The 12,895-nt window shown below is 74.9% G+C and carries 14 protein-coding genes and 1 tRNA gene; 8 read left to right on the top strand and 7 right to left on the bottom strand.

Annotation, left to right across the window (positions count from 1 at the left end; translation table 11 throughout):
- Positions 1 to 20 precede the first annotated feature (20 nt).
- From NXY84_RS19975 to NXY84_RS19955, 5 genes are all read left to right on the top strand, one after another.
- Positions 21 to 470 (top strand): roadblock/LC7 domain-containing protein, encoded by a 450-nt coding sequence (locus NXY84_RS19975; RefSeq protein WP_034628326.1) that lies wholly within the window; start codon positions 21 to 23, stop codon positions 468 to 470.
- A 7-nt stretch (positions 471 to 477) separates the two neighbouring features.
- The gene (locus NXY84_RS19970; protein WP_034628329.1) at positions 478 to 855 is read left to right on the top strand and encodes a DUF742 domain-containing protein; all 378 of its coding nucleotides are present in this window, start codon (positions 478 to 480) and stop codon (positions 853 to 855) included.
- Positions 836 to 1,447 carry a GTP-binding protein gene (locus tag NXY84_RS19965; RefSeq protein WP_034628332.1) on the top strand — a complete coding sequence of 204 codons (612 nt, stop codon included), beginning with the start codon at positions 836 to 838 and terminating at the stop codon, positions 1,445 to 1,447. The genes NXY84_RS19970 and NXY84_RS19965 overlap by 20 nt, the downstream gene beginning before the upstream one ends.
- Before the next feature lie 168 nt (positions 1,448 to 1,615).
- On the top strand, positions 1,616 to 2,035 hold the full coding sequence (locus tag NXY84_RS19960; protein ID WP_258724767.1) for a hypothetical protein: 420 nt from the start codon (positions 1,616 to 1,618) through the stop codon (positions 2,033 to 2,035).
- A 127-nt stretch (positions 2,036 to 2,162) separates the two neighbouring features.
- Positions 2,163 to 2,252 (top strand) — tRNA-Ser (locus NXY84_RS19955).
- A gap of 86 nt (positions 2,253 to 2,338) precedes the next feature.
- On the opposite strand, the gene NXY84_RS19950 is transcribed toward NXY84_RS19955, so the two are convergent.
- The 3 genes from NXY84_RS19950 to NXY84_RS19940 form a co-directional block, all read right to left on the bottom strand.
- Positions 2,339 to 2,941 carry a YdeI/OmpD-associated family protein gene (locus NXY84_RS19950; RefSeq protein ID WP_258724766.1) on the bottom strand — a complete coding sequence of 201 codons (603 nt, stop codon included), beginning with the start codon at positions 2,939 to 2,941 and terminating at the stop codon, positions 2,339 to 2,341.
- A 45-nt stretch (positions 2,942 to 2,986) separates the two neighbouring features.
- Positions 2,987 to 3,871 carry a phytanoyl-CoA dioxygenase family protein gene (locus NXY84_RS19945; protein ID WP_258724765.1) on the bottom strand — a complete coding sequence of 295 codons (885 nt, stop codon included), beginning with the start codon at positions 3,869 to 3,871 and terminating at the stop codon, positions 2,987 to 2,989.
- Positions 3,872 to 3,965: 94 nt separating this feature from the next.
- Complete coding sequence (locus tag NXY84_RS19940) at positions 3,966 to 5,603, bottom strand: tetratricopeptide repeat-containing diguanylate cyclase (protein WP_258724764.1); 1,638 nt, start codon at positions 5,601 to 5,603, stop codon at positions 3,966 to 3,968.
- 213 nt (positions 5,604 to 5,816) lie between these two features.
- Here NXY84_RS19940 and sigK point away from each other — a divergent pair, with 213 nt between their 5' ends.
- The gene (gene sigK, locus NXY84_RS19935; RefSeq protein ID WP_309485025.1) at positions 5,817 to 6,419 is read left to right on the top strand and encodes an ECF RNA polymerase sigma factor SigK; all 603 of its coding nucleotides are present in this window, start codon (positions 5,817 to 5,819) and stop codon (positions 6,417 to 6,419) included.
- Positions 6,416 to 7,270 carry an anti-sigma factor domain-containing protein gene (locus tag NXY84_RS19930; RefSeq protein ID WP_258724763.1) on the top strand — a complete coding sequence of 285 codons (855 nt, stop codon included), beginning with the start codon at positions 6,416 to 6,418 and terminating at the stop codon, positions 7,268 to 7,270. The genes sigK and NXY84_RS19930 overlap by 4 nt, the downstream gene beginning before the upstream one ends.
- A gap of 3 nt (positions 7,271 to 7,273) precedes the next feature.
- Here the strand turns inward: NXY84_RS19930 and NXY84_RS19925 are convergent, their stop codons facing one another.
- The 3 genes from NXY84_RS19925 to NXY84_RS19915 form a co-directional block, all read right to left on the bottom strand.
- Positions 7,274 to 7,960, bottom strand: coding sequence for a GOLPH3/VPS74 family protein (locus tag NXY84_RS19925; RefSeq protein ID WP_258724762.1), 687 nt, complete (start codon positions 7,958 to 7,960; stop codon positions 7,274 to 7,276).
- 198 nt (positions 7,961 to 8,158) lie between these two features.
- Positions 8,159 to 8,833, bottom strand: a complete 675-nt coding sequence (locus NXY84_RS19920; RefSeq protein ID WP_258724761.1) for a fasciclin domain-containing protein — start codon at positions 8,831 to 8,833, stop codon at positions 8,159 to 8,161.
- A gap of 153 nt (positions 8,834 to 8,986) precedes the next feature.
- Positions 8,987 to 10,138 carry a helix-turn-helix domain-containing protein gene (locus tag NXY84_RS19915; protein ID WP_258724760.1) on the bottom strand — a complete coding sequence of 384 codons (1,152 nt, stop codon included), beginning with the start codon at positions 10,136 to 10,138 and terminating at the stop codon, positions 8,987 to 8,989.
- Positions 10,139 to 10,485: 347 nt separating this feature from the next.
- On the opposite strand from NXY84_RS19915, the gene NXY84_RS19910 reads away from it, so the two are divergent.
- Positions 10,486 to 12,381 (top strand): cytochrome c biogenesis protein DipZ, encoded by a 1,896-nt coding sequence (locus tag NXY84_RS19910; protein ID WP_258724759.1) that lies wholly within the window; start codon positions 10,486 to 10,488, stop codon positions 12,379 to 12,381.
- Positions 12,382 to 12,499: 118 nt separating this feature from the next.
- On the opposite strand, the gene NXY84_RS19905 is transcribed toward NXY84_RS19910, so the two are convergent.
- Complete coding sequence (locus tag NXY84_RS19905) at positions 12,500 to 12,781, bottom strand: DUF427 domain-containing protein (protein ID WP_258724758.1); 282 nt, start codon at positions 12,779 to 12,781, stop codon at positions 12,500 to 12,502.
- Positions 12,782 to 12,895 lie beyond the last annotated feature (114 nt).

Here is a 12,895-nt window from a genome sequence, read left to right as displayed (position 1 = left end):
TGCCACCGCAAGGAGGAAGTGTGACAGCGCTCAGCACCGAGGCAGCCAACTTCGGCTGGCTCCTGGACAACTTCGTCCGGACCGTGCCCGGCACCCGGCACACGCTGGTCGTGTCCGCCGACGGTCTTCTCATGGCCATGTCCGACCAGCTCGACCGCACCAGCGGCGACCAGCTCGGGGCGATCGTCTCGGGCATGTCGAGCCTCACCCGGGGCGCGGCTCGCCAGCTGCGTGCGGGGGAGGTGCGGCAGGCCATCATCGAGATGGACAACATGTTCCTCTTCCTGATGAGCGTCTCGAACGGCTCCGTCCTGTCGGTCGTCGCCGAGGCGAGCTGCGACGTCGGCCTCATCGGCTACGAGATGGCGATGCTCGTCTCGCGGACCGAGGCGACGCTGACCCCGCAGCTCATCAGCGAGATGCGCGGCCAGCTGCCCGTCGACGGCGCCACCCGGACCCCGGTGGCGTGAGGACGCGATGAGCGACCACATCGAGTACGAGGCCAGGACGGTCCGGCCCTATGCCGTGACCGGTGGCCGCGTGCGCTCGGCACGCTCCGACCTGCCTCTCGAGGCCCTGGTCGAGGTCATGCCCGGTGCCGTCACGAGCCAGGGGCTGCCCCCCGAGAAGCGGGCGATCCTGCAGCACGCTGCACACAACTACATCTCGGTCGCCGAGCTGTCGGCTCTCCTGCACCTGCCGCTCGGCGTGGTGCGGGTCCTGGTCTCCGACCTCGCCGACGCGAAGTACATCCGTGTGCACACGTCCCAGCCGGTTGAGGTCCACACCGGTCAGTCCCCCGCCCTGTCCCTGAGCGTGCTGGAGAGTGTTCTCAATGGCATTTCCGCCCTCTGACGCCGCAGTGGCCGCCCCGGCGGGCACTCCAGGCAGCGTCGCGCCCACTGTCGTCAAGATCGTCGTCGCCGGTGGCTTCGCCGTCGGCAAGACGACCTTCATCGGGTCCATCTCCGACATCGAGCCCCTGAACACCGAGGCCGCGATGACGGAGCACTCGGTCGGCGTCGACGACGCCGGCGGGGTCTCCGACCGCAAGACCACCACGACGGTCGCGATGGACTTCGGTCGCATCGCGCTGCCGGGTGCGCTGTGGCTCTACCTGTTCGGCACGCCGGGCCAGGACCGCTTCCTCTTCATGTGGGACGACCTGGTACGGGGCGCGATCGGCGCGGTCGTCCTCGTGGACACCGACCGCCTCGACCAGTGCTTCCCGGCCGTCGACTACTTCGAGAGCCGGGGCATCCCGTTCGTCGTGGGCGTCAACTGCTTCGACGGCGTCGCCAAGCACCAGCTCGACGACGTCCGTGAGGCGCTCGCCATCCCGGCGCACGTCCCGGTCCTCTACACGGACGCCCGCTCGCGCGCGGCGACCAAGCAGGCGCTCATCGCGCTCGTGCAGCTCGCCATGGAGCGGCTGCGCGGCGCCTGACGCCTGCGTTCGACCTCACCACCGGCCGGTCCTCCCTCGTGGGGGCCGGCCGGTGGCGTGTCCGGGGTGCTCGGTCCCTGCGCCCGGGCACCACCCGTGACCGGGCGCCGGGGCGCGCGCGGTGCCCGGTTCGTCCGATGTGTCCCCGCGGTCGGTAGGCTCGTGCAGATGGGTGTGTATGTCGACGGGTCAGCGCTGAGCAGGTACCTCATCGACGCCACGAGCACCGGCGACTGGTGCGCGTGGGCGGCGGTGTGGGAGGCCGAGCTCCTCACCACCGCGCTCGGGGTCAACGAGCTGCGGCGCGCCGCGGCGTGGAAGGGCTCCGCGGACCGGGCGGTCGCGCACGGCGTCACCGAGCGGCTGCGCGTCGTGCCGTTCTCCGACCAGGCGTTCGGCGCGGCGGTGACCCGCGCGAAGGGCCTGACGCCGTTCCAGGCGCTGCACCTCGGGGTTGCCCTGACCGAGCCGGACGTCGACCGGATCGCCACCTACGACGGGAAGCTCGCGCGCACCGCGGCGAAGGAGGGCCTCCAGGTCGTCTCGCCCGGGCGCCGGCCCGGCTGGTGGACCCAGAGCGACAGCTGACCTGTCGCGGCGTCCTGGGCCGACGTCGCCAGGGTGCGACGTCCCCCGTGCGACCTCCCCCGGCCCGGGCTCCGGCGGCCGCGCGACTGGCACAATGGGCGCGCGTCGTGCGGTCCTGGCGGCGTGGGGAGGGCTGGCTGAGCGGCCGAAAGCGACGGTCTTGAAAACCGTTAGGGTGATGAACTCATCCTCAAGGGTTCGAATCCCTTGCCCTCCGCACCGCAGCGTTTCCGCAGGTCAGGACGGCCGCTGCCTGACCTCGCCACGCGGTGAGGTCAGCGCCGTGGCATCGGTGCGGTGGCGTCAGCCGGCCTCGTCCGGGCGGCGCTTCTGCGGGTACGGCGTCTCGCCGCGGCTGAGGCGCTCGACGGTCTCGGCGATCTTGCGGGCCCGGGTGTCGGCGCGCTTCACGCCGGTGATCCGGAGGATGCACGCGAACCGGTTCGTCGAGGTCAGCACGTCCCACCACGCCTGGGCCGCGGGCTCGGCGGCGAGCGCCGCTGCGAGGTCGTCGGGCACCACGGTGTTCTTGGGCCCCTCGTAGGCGGCGTCCCACCGGCCGTCGGCCTGCGCCGCGCGGACCTGCGCGCGACCCGCCTCCTGCATCTTCCCCTCGGCCTCGAGCCGCGCGACGTGCTGGACGTTGCGGGCGGACCACCGGCTGCGCGCCCGGCGCGGCGTCATCCGCTGGTAGGACGACTCCGCGTCGCGCGCGCGGCCCTGCCCGTCGATCCAGCCGTAGCAGAGGGCCTCGTCGAGCGCCGTCGCGTACGCGAGCGTCGTGACGGTGCCGCCCTTCTTGTGCAGCACGAGCCACACGCCCTCGGACGTCGCGTGGTTCTCGTCGAGCCACGCCCGCCAGGCCTCGGCGTCGGGCAGGAGCAGCTCGGGCAGGTCAGGGGCCATGCGCCCATCGTGCCGTGCCGGTCCGACAGGCGTGCCGAGAGGGCGTCAGGACTTCCGCTGGTCCATCTTGAGCCCCTCGAACGAGTGCTCGGTGCGGTAGGGCGGGAGCTCGGCGTCGGTGTCGGCGACGATCTCGTGGCTCAGGTGCGCACGCAGCGCGGGGTCGACGCGCTCGTACGCCTCCGCGGAGAGCCGGATGCGCGGGGGGTGCGGGTCGGCGGGGTCCTTGAGCCGGTCCACGACCGCCCGGTCCTCGGGCGAGACGATGCCGAGGATCATGACCTGCCGCATGCGGGAGCCGTTCCCCATCGCCGAGCCGCGGTGCAGCATCAGGCCGGACCGCACCGAGAAGTTGCCGCCCTTCGCGTAGAACGCCTGGAGCCGGGCGTCGTACTCGGGCGTGCGCTCGTCGGGCGGGAACATCGCGCCCTCGAAGTCCTCGCCGACCTCGAGCTGCGTGCCCAGCACCCCCTGGAAGGGGCCGTCGACCACGTCGACCGCCGAGGCGTTGACCGCGATCGACGTGAGCCGGTGCTCGTCGCGCGTCGCGGCCGGCATCGGGAAGTCGCGGTGCCACGGCTGGTTCTCCGCGCCGGGCAGGGGCACGTCGCAGCCGAGCTCCACGATCTGCCAGTCGGGCCCGAACATCTGCTCGGACAGCGCCATCACGACCGGGTGCGACGCGAGGTCCCAGAAGCCGCGGACCCGCTCGGCGTACGGCTCGAAGTAGAACCGGTTCCAGCCGCGGGGTGCGACGCCGCCCGGCGTGCGCAGGGCCTCCACGAACTCGCGCGCGAGGTCGACATCCAGGTCGCGGGCCCACTCGGGCGGGAACGCGCCCCGGACGACCGTGATGCCCTGCTCCTGGATCTCACGGCTGAGGTCCTCGGCGCGGTACTCGGTCGCGCCCTGCTGTGCTGTCGTCGTCATGCCCCGACCCCCCGGTCGACCACGCCCGCGCGCCGGTGCGCGGGCTCGGGGACCAGCGTAGGCACGGCTGCCCGAGGTCGTCAGCCCGAGCGGGTCAGTCCGACGGGTCGGTCGAGACCCGGTTGCGGCCCGCGTGCTTCGCGGCGTACAGCAGCGCGTCGGCGCGCGCGAGCAGGGTGCGCTGGGTGTCGTCGGGGTGGCTCGTGGCCAGCCCGACGCTCACGGTCACGGGCACGTCGTGGGTCAGCGGGGACCAGTCGTGGTCCGCGACGGCGCGGCGCAGGCCCTCGAGGTACGTCACCACGCCGTCGCCCGTCGCCGACTGCACGACGAGCAGGAACTCCTCGCCGCCGAGCCGTGCGGCGAACGCCGAGCCGGGCAGCGGGACGGCGTCCGCGACGTCGTCGAGCAGGCGCGCGACCCGCACGAGGACCTCGTCGCCGACCCCGTGGGAGAACGTGTCGTTGACCCGCTTGAAGTGGTCCAGGTCGATCAGCGCGACCGCGAGGTGCAGGCCCTGCGCGCGGCTGTCCACGAGCAGCCCGGGCAGCGTCTGGTCGACGTGGCGGCGGTTGAGCAGCTGCGTGAGCGGGTCGCGCAGGGACTCGTGGCGGAAGCGGGCGGCGGCCTGCCGCGCCTCGGACGTCTCGAACATCGCCTGCTGGAGCCGGGCCTGCGCCTCCCGCTCCTCGGAGACGAGCGCCTTCTCGAGCGCGTGGAACCGCTTGTACCCGTGGAACGCGCGCTCGTGGTCCCCGCGCGCCGCGTGGATCTCGGCCTGCTCCTCCTCGACCTGTGCCGTGCGGTAGCGCAGGCCGTGCGTGTCGCTGAGCGTGCGGCACCGGTCGAGCGTCTCCTGCGCGGCGTCGTGGTCCCCGAGGAGCCGCAGCGCGGTCGCGAGCGTGAGCAGGAACTCGGCGTCCGCCGTGACCTCGCGCGTCGCGAGGTTCCCGTTCTCCTCGAGGGCCCGGCGCGCGCTGGCGACGGCGGCCGCGTGGTCGCCCCGGCCCATCTGCACGCGCGCGAGCGTGTCCCACACGTGCGACCCCAGCGGCATGCCGTGGCGCTCGCTCACGTCGAGCAGGCGGTCGATGGTCTCCTGCGCGAGGTCGAAGTCGCCGGCCGCGTACTCGCCGTAGGCCCGGTTGTTCAGGCACCGCAGGCGGCGCACGACGTCGTCCGCCTCGACCGCGAGCTGCTCGGCCTGCGTGTAGCGCGCCCGGGCCTCGTCGATCGACCCCGACTCGTCGAGCGCGTCGGCGAGGCGCATCACGTAGTGCGCCCGCATGGAGGGCGGCGCGTCGTCGTCGAGCGCGTCGAGCGCCTTCACGGAGTGCTCGAGGTAGGAGGCGTGGTCCCCGATGTCGCGGAACGCCCAGGACAGCCCGAGGTGGCTGCGGGCGAGCAGGCGCGCCCGGCCGTGGTCGGTCGCGTGGTCGTGCACCTGCCACATGATGCGCGTGGCCTCGGCGAGCCGGCCCTGGCGCTCGAAGACGTCGGCGCGGACGAGGCGGGCGCGCCACACGAGCCCGACGTCGCCGATCGCGCGGGCGGCCTGCTCGAGCTCGAGGGCGCGCGCGAGCATCGCGACGAGGTCGTTGCCGCGCTGGTCGTCGAGCACGTCGAGCTCGCGGGAGATCTCCGCGGCGTCGGGAGCGTCGGGTGCGGCGGGCACGACGACGAGGGCGCCGGTGTCCCCGGTCACCTCGTCCGCACTCTCGACGCACGTCATGCCTCAGGATCGGCACGGACGGCCCCGCGGTGAACGTTCCGACACTCCTGGACGGTTGTCAGGTTCGTCACGTCCCCGGGGCCATCCGCGGGCCGCTCGGCTCCGAACCCTGCGCAGAACCCGCCCCGAGGAGGAGCCCACCCGATGTCCCCGACCCGAGCACCGGCCGAGCGGCCGGGTCGCGCGCCGCGGCCGTGGGGCACACTGTCGCTCGTGACCACGACTCCCGGCGGGCCCGTGCTGCCGGCCCCCGAGCCCGTGGCCGACGAGCCGGAGAGCACCGACGCGCTGCTCGTGCGCGCGGCCGCCGGCGACGAGGCCGCGTTCGCGCTCGTGTACGACGCGCTCTCGCCCGCCGTGTTCGGGACGTGCCTCGCGGTGCTGCGCGACCGGAACCACGCCGCCGAGGTGCTCCAGGAGGTCATGGTCGAGGTGTGGCGCACCGCCGCCCGGTTCGACCCCGAGCGCGGCTCGGCCCGCACGTGGGCGCTCACGCTCGCGCACCGCCGGGCCGTCGACCGGGTGCGCGCGGTGCAGGCGCAGCGGAACCGGGACCAGCGCGCGCTCGACGAGCAGGTCGAGCGGCCGTTCGACGTCGTGGCCGAGGAGGTCGAGGAGAGCATGGACCGCGCCCGCGTGCGGCACTGCCTCGAGGGGCTCACGCCCACGCAGCACGAGGCCGTCGTGCTGGCCTACTACGGCGGCCGCACGTACCGCGAGGTGGCCGACGAGCTCGCCGCGCCGCTCGCGACCGTGAAGTCCCGCATCCGCGACGGCCTGCTCCGCCTGCGCGACTGCCTGGGGGTGGCCGCATGAGCACGACCGACGGCGCGGGCCGGGACGAGACCCCCGACGTGCGGGACCTGCTGGGTGCCTACGCGCTCGACGCGGTCGACGACGTCGAGCGCCGCGCCGTCGAGCGGCTCGTCGCGCGCGACCCCGACGCGGCCCGCGAGCTCGCGGAGCTGACTGCGACCGCGGCGCTGCTGGGCTCGGCGGCCCAGGTGCCCGCGCCCGCGGACGTGCGGGCGTCGGTGCTCGCCGCGATCCGCACGACCCCGCAGGCCGGCGTGCGCGGGGTGCGCGACGAGGCACCCGCGGCCCCCGGTCGCGGGGTGGCGGACGGCGCCGAGCCGACCGCCGCCGCGCCTCCGGCTGCGCCCGCACCCGCGCCCGCTGGGGTGACCGAGCTGGACGCCCGCCGGCGCCCGCCGCGCCGCAGCACGACGTGGCTCGCGGTCGCCGCGACGGCCCTCGGCGCCGCCGCCGTGCCGAGCGTGCTCGCGTGGCAGCAGAACCAGGAGGCCCGCCGGGCCGGCGAGCAGGCCCGCGTCCTCGCCGAGCTCCTGGCGGAGCCGGGCACGCAGGTCGTGCGCGCCGACGTCGAGGGCGGCGGCACCGCGGTCGGCGTGCTCGGGGAGGACCAGGCGCTGTTCACCGCGACCGGGCTCGACGACCCGGGCGCCGGCCGGGAGTACCAGCTCTGGGTCATCCGCGACGGCGTCCCGCTGCCCGACGTCGTGATGCCCGACGAGTCCGGGGCGCTGCGGGGGCTCGCCGACGACTTCGCCCCCGGGGACGCGCTCGCGGTGACCGTCGAGCCGGCGGGGGGCTCGCAGGAGCCGACGACCGACCCCGTCGTGGTGCTGGCACCGACCGAGGCCTGAGGCTCAGCTCCCGGCGGCGCTCGTCGCCGCGACCGTCGCGGCCATGACCCCCGCCATCACGGCGGCATTGACGGCCTCGACGGCGCCCTTGACCGCGGAGTCCGCAAACCCGCCCTGCGCGACGGCCTTCGCGCGGTGCCGCAGCTCACGCTTGGGGACGCCGACGTCGCCGAGCACGCGCGGGACCTGGTCGACGGCCTGCAGCATCGAGACCAGCGCGGCCTCGCTGGGCGTGGGGGTGCGGCCGACGACGAGCACGTCGTGCAGCCCGCGGCGGAGGCCGTCCTCGTACGCGGGGTCGACGGCCGGCCACGCCGACGTCGGGAAGATGCCGAGCACCTTGCCCTCCTGGAGGCGCAGCACCCCGCGCTCGACGAGCCGCGCCAGGAGCTCGGGGCGGAGCTTCTTCGCGAGCTCCGGCACGACCGAGGCCGGCTTCCGGGGACCCTTCGCGGCGATGCGGCGCAGGCCCTCGTCGAGCACGCCGTCGCCGGTCGGCCGCGGGTCGCGCACCACGACCCGGCCCGGCTTCACCGGCTCACCGGGCCCGCTCACGTCGACGCGTCCGGCGGTCGCGAGGTCGAGCAGCACGGCGCCGGCGAGCGCCAGGTCGAGGCGCGTGGTGTCGACGACGGGCTTGCCGGTGACGTCGTCGGTCAGGAGCAGGAGCACGTCTTCCGCGAGGATCATGGCCCCACGCTAGGACGTGCGCGGGTGCCCGGCCAGGGCTCAGCGGGCGCCCGCGACCTGCGGAGACGCTCGTCGGGCAGCGCGCCGCTCGGGGCCGGCGGCCACCTCCGGGCGCACGAGGGCGAGGCCCCCGCTCCGTACCCTGAGCGGGGGCCTCGCCGGTCCGTGGTGCCCGTCGCCGGGCGGTCGCGCGGGTGATCAGCTGGTGGGCATGAGCACCGAGTCGATGAGGTAGACCGTGGCGTTCGCGGTCTGCACGCCGCCGCAGATGACGTTGGCGCCGTTGACCATGAGCTCGTCGCCCGAGCCGGTCACCTCGACCATGCCGCCCTGCACGGTGCTCTGCTCACCGACGACCATGTCGGGCGAGAGCTGCCCCGGCACGACGTGGTAGGTCAGGATGCTCGAGAGCAGCGCGGTGTCGGTCTTGAGGGTCTCGATCGTCGCGGCGTCGATCTTCGCGAACGCGTCGTCGACCGGCGCGAAGACGGTGAACTCGTCGCCGTTGAGCGTGTCGACCAGGTCGACCTCGGGGTTGAGCTGGCCGGACACCGCCGAGACGAGCGTCGTCAGGAGCGGGTTGTTCGACGCGGCGACCGCGACCGGGTCCTGCGACATGCCGACGACCGAGCCGGGACCGTCGGGCACCGTCTCCGCGTAGCCCGCACAGCCGGGGCCGACGAGGTTCGCGGCCGGGTCGGCCATCATCTCGTCCTCGGTCTCCATGGGCTCCGGGCTCATGCTCTCCTCGGCCGTCGTCTCCGCGCCGGCCGTGTCGTCAGCCGCCGAGTCGGAGCTGCACGCGGACAGGCCGAGCGTGGCGACCGCCAGGAAACCGAGGGCGGCGAACTGGGTGCGCTTGGTGCTGATCATCGGACTCTCCCTCTCGAGGTCCGGTGCGGGTGCCCCCACCGGATGCTTCGTCCGTCCCGCCGAGAGCGGGACCTTCGAGGGTGATTCGGAGCGGGTGGGGGATCGGATGGGTCGGATGTGCAGAAGTTTTTCCTGCGCCCGCGCGGCCGCGGCCTACCGCTCGGCACCGGCCGGGACGCGGTGCGCGAGGAGGGGCAGCGCGCCGGTCTCCTGCGACACCTCGACCGCGGCGCCGAGCACGCGGGCGACCGTCGATTTCGACACCCCGACCCGCGCGGCGATGCTGCGCTGCGACAGGCCGGACGCGGCGAGCTGGCGGATCGCCGCCTCGCGGATGGCGCCCTCGGCGGCGCGGACCACGGGGCGCTGGGCGGTGTGGGTGTCGGTGAACCCGACGGCGCCTGCCGCGACCGGGGCTCCGAACGTCCCGACGGGCCGGGCGTCCAGGCCGTCGGCGGCCTCGTCGACGAGCGCCGCGTCCGGGGCCGGCGTCCGCCAGCTCGCGGGGGCCGGCGTCTCGACGGGCAGCGCATGGGCGCCCGAGCCGGGGAACCGGCCGAGCCCGGTCGCGGTCGGCAGCAGGTCGACGGCGCCGACGGCCGCGAGCACCGTCGGCAGGTCGGCGCCGGGCGGGACGGCCCGCAGGGCGGCGACGTGCGCGCGGTCGAGCCGGCGGCGGGCCCAGCGGATGCGCCGGCCCTGCGCGTGACCGGACTCCTCGAGCCGGCGGACGACGAGCGCCGCGCGGGCCACGGCGAGCAGGCGGCGGTCGCGGCGGACCTCGACGAGCGTCCGGTCGGCGTGCTCCCGCCGTGCGGCCGTCAGCACCCGCTCCCACAGCCACGCCGCGACGAGCGGGGCGACGACGCGCACCCCGGCGGCCAGCAGCGTGCTCGGGTCGCTCTCCCAGGACCGCACGCCGTCGACCTCGGGCCCCACGAACTCGTGCGTCCCTGCGAGCAGCCCGGACACCGCGGAGACCGCCCACACCGCCGCGGCGTCCGCGCCACCCGGCCGACCCGCCAGCGCGGACGCGCGCGCGAGCAGCGCCGAGCTCACGAGCGCGAGCTCGAGGAACCCGGCAAGCGCCACGGCCGCGACGAGCGTGAACCCGAGCACGTCCATCGCGACGCTCGCCATGCCCTGTGCGGCCAGCAGCGTCGGGACGACCGCGGCGAGCGACGCGACGACGGTCGCGTGCTGGCGGGCCCGACGGGCCGCCTGCTCCGCGGGCGTGGGGGTCGGGGCGGGGGCGGCCGCGGGTGCTGCTCCGGGCGGGGCGTGGGTCGTGGCGGTCGTGCTCATCGGCTCTCCCTCGACGGCGGCGGGCTCCGGCCGCTCGCCGGACGCCTCAGGTGACCCGGGCGTCGTGGTCCGTCGTCGTGCGCGCCGACGCGACGTGGCACGGCGCGGTGGGCACGGGGATGAGAGTACGGACGAGGGACGAATCCGTACAGAACGGGCGGCACGGCGTCCGGCCCGCCGCCGATGACGTGCCGCGGGCAGCGTGGTCGTGCATCTCGAGAAGGACCCGTGGCGAGCGCAGGGCCGGACCGCGCGGCGCCCCGCGGGACCGGTCCGTGCCGGGACGTGGGACGGCGGCGACCGGCCGCCGGACCCATCCGGACCGCCCGCCGCGCCGAACGGCGGTCATGGACCTCCTCACGCTCGCGCTGATCGGACTGGTCGGCGGCCTCATCACCGGCATCTCGCCGTGCATCCTCCCGGTGCTGCCCGTCATCTTCTTCTCGGGCGGCGTGCAGAGCGCCCGCGGCGCGGGAGGAGGTGCGGCTCCGGCCGTGGTCCGCACGCCCGCGCTCGCCGGCCTGCAGGTCGGGGCCATGGCGCAGCCGTCGTTCGGGACGGGGGCCGGCGCGGCGGTCGCCGGACGGGCCGCGGGTGCGACGGCCACGGTCGACGCTGACGCGGCCCCCCGTCGGCGCGGGCTCACGAGCGAGGCGTGGCGCCCGTACCTCGTGATCGCGGGGCTCGTCACGAGCTTCACGCTGTTCACGCTGCTCGGGTCGTTCGTGCTCGCGCTGCTCGACCTGCCGCAGGACCTCCTGCGCTGGGCCGGCATCGTCGTGCTCGCGCTGCTCGGCGTCGGCCTGCTCGTCCCGCGCTTCGAGGAGGTCCTCGAGCGGCCGTTCCAGCGGTTCGCCCCGAAGCGGAACCGCACCGCCAACCGCAGCGGCTTCCTGCTGGGCCTTGGCCTCGGCGCGGTGTACGTGCCGTGCGCCGGGCCGGTGCTCGCGGCGATCACCGTGGCCGGCGCGACCGGGGACATCGGCGTCGGCACGGTCGTGCTGACGGTGTCGTTCGCGCTCGGCGCCGCTCTGCCGCTGCTCGTCTTCGCGCTCGCGGGCCGCCGCGTCGCGGAGCGGGTCAAGGCGTTCCGGGAGCACCAGCGCGGCATCCGCGCGACGGGCGGCGTGCTCATGCTCGCGCTCGCCCTCGCGCTGACCTTCAACGTGACCGACGCGATCCAGCGCGCCCTCCCCGGCTACACCGAGGCCCTCCAGGAGCGCGTCGCCGCGAACGAGACGGTCCAGCAGCAGCTCGACCTCGGCGGCCTCGTGACCGCCGAGAACGAGCAGCTCGCGAACTGCACCGACGGCGCGACCGAGCTCGAGGAGTGCGGCCCCGCGCCGGAGCTCCGCGGGATCGACACGTGGCTCAACACCGAGGGCGGCGCCCCGCTCGACCTCGCCGACCTCGAGGGCCAGGTCGTGCTGCTCGACTTCTGGGCGTACTCCTGCATCAACTGCCAGCGTTCGGTCCCGCACGTCGTCGCGTGGGACGAGGCGTACCGCGACGCCGGGCTCCAGGTCATCGGGGTGCACACGCCCGAGTACGCGTTCGAGCGCGAGACCCGCAACGTGGTCGACGGCGCGGAGCGGCTCGGCATCGAGTACGCGATCGCGCAGGACAACTCGTACGGCACGTGGACCGCGTACCGGAACCGCTACTGGCCCGCGCACTACCTGATCGACGCGGACGGCGTCGTCCGGCACATCTCGCAGGGCGAGGGGAACTACGAGGCGACCGAGGCGATGATCCGCGAGCTGCTCGAGGACGCCGACCCGGGCGTCGAGCTGCCGGCGTCGACCGACGTCGTCGACACCACGCCCGAGGCCGAGGGCATCACGCCCGAGACGTTCCTCAGCGTCGGCAAGCGGTTCAACTTCGGCGGCGAGGACTACCGGGAGGGCGCCGGGACGTACACGTTCCCGGACCGCCAGCCCGCGGACTCGTTCGCGTTCGACGGCGGGTGGACGACCGACTACCAGGCGGCGACCGCCGGCGCCGACGCGCGGCTGCGGCTGCGGTTCACCGCGAACGACGTGTTCCTCGTGCTCGGCGGCGAGGGCACGGTGCACGCGACCGTGCGCGACGAGGAGGGCCGGGTCGTCGAGGAGCGGGACGTCGAGGTCGCGGGGGCGCCGACGCTCTACCCGCTGCTCGAGTCCGAGGACGGGCCGGTCACCGGGACGGTCGAGGTCGAGGTGCCCGCGGGGCTCGCGGCGTACTCGTTCACCTTCGGGTGACCGGGGAGCCGGGGGTGCACGGCCAGGGTCCCCGGCTGAGCCGTCACCCGGACGTCACCCGGACGACGACGAGCGGGCCGGTGCGGTCGTGGACCGCGCCGGCTCGCTCGTGCTCCGGCTACGGCTCGACGACGACCCCGCGCCAGAACGCGACGTGGTTGGTGATCTCCTTCGCCGCCTCCTTGGGGTCCGGGTACGCCCACGCGACGTCCTTGGCCTCGGGGCCGGCGTCGGCGACGGACCAGTAGCTCGCGACGCCCTTCCAGGGGCACGTCGTGTGCGTGTCGGTGGCCTCGAGCAGCTCCCAGTCGACCGACTCGGGCGGGAAGTAGTGGTTGCCCTCGACGACGACGGTGGCGTCGCTCTCGGCGAGGGTCTGTCCGTTGAAGGTTGCGCGCATGGGGCCAGCATGCGCCCGGACCCGCCGTCCGACAACGGGGCGTCCGGGGGCGACGAGCACGGGTGTGGCCGAGGTCGCACGGCGACCCGGGATCGACGTCCGCCCGCGCGCGTC

It is taken from the genome of Cellulomonas sp. NS3 (assembly GCF_024757985.1).
Lineage (GTDB): Bacteria > Actinomycetota > Actinomycetes > Actinomycetales > Cellulomonadaceae > Cellulomonas_A.
The sequence above is the reverse complement of the archived record's forward strand: the minus strand, read 5'-3'. Positions and strand labels throughout refer to the sequence as shown.

Coding starts and splice junctions, on each gene's coding strand:
- NXY84_RS19945 (WP_258724765.1), bottom strand. CDS start 3,871: ATGACGACGACAGCACAGCAGGGCGCGACCGAGTACCGCGCCGAGGAC.
- NXY84_RS19910 (WP_258724759.1), top strand. CDS start 10,486: ATGGACCTCCTCACGCTCGCGCTGATCGGACTGGTCGGCGGCCTCATC.
- NXY84_RS19970 (WP_034628329.1), top strand. CDS start 478: ATGAGCGACCACATCGAGTACGAGGCCAGGACGGTCCGGCCCTATGCC.
- NXY84_RS19930 (WP_258724763.1), top strand. CDS start 6,416: ATGAGCACGACCGACGGCGCGGGCCGGGACGAGACCCCCGACGTGCGG.
- NXY84_RS19950 (WP_258724766.1), bottom strand. CDS start 2,941: ATGGCCCCTGACCTGCCCGAGCTGCTCCTGCCCGACGCCGAGGCCTGG.
- NXY84_RS19965 (WP_034628332.1), top strand. CDS start 836: ATGGCATTTCCGCCCTCTGACGCCGCAGTGGCCGCCCCGGCGGGCACT.
- NXY84_RS19960 (WP_258724767.1), top strand. CDS start 1,616: ATGGGTGTGTATGTCGACGGGTCAGCGCTGAGCAGGTACCTCATCGAC.
- NXY84_RS19925 (WP_258724762.1), bottom strand. CDS start 7,960: ATGATCCTCGCGGAAGACGTGCTCCTGCTCCTGACCGACGACGTCACC.
- NXY84_RS19920 (WP_258724761.1), bottom strand. CDS start 8,833: ATGATCAGCACCAAGCGCACCCAGTTCGCCGCCCTCGGTTTCCTGGCG.
- NXY84_RS19905 (WP_258724758.1), bottom strand. CDS start 12,781: ATGCGCGCAACCTTCAACGGACAGACCCTCGCCGAGAGCGACGCCACC.
- NXY84_RS19915 (WP_258724760.1), bottom strand. CDS start 10,138: ATGAGCACGACCGCCACGACCCACGCCCCGCCCGGAGCAGCACCCGCG.
- NXY84_RS19940 (WP_258724764.1), bottom strand. CDS start 5,603: ATGACGTGCGTCGAGAGTGCGGACGAGGTGACCGGGGACACCGGCGCC.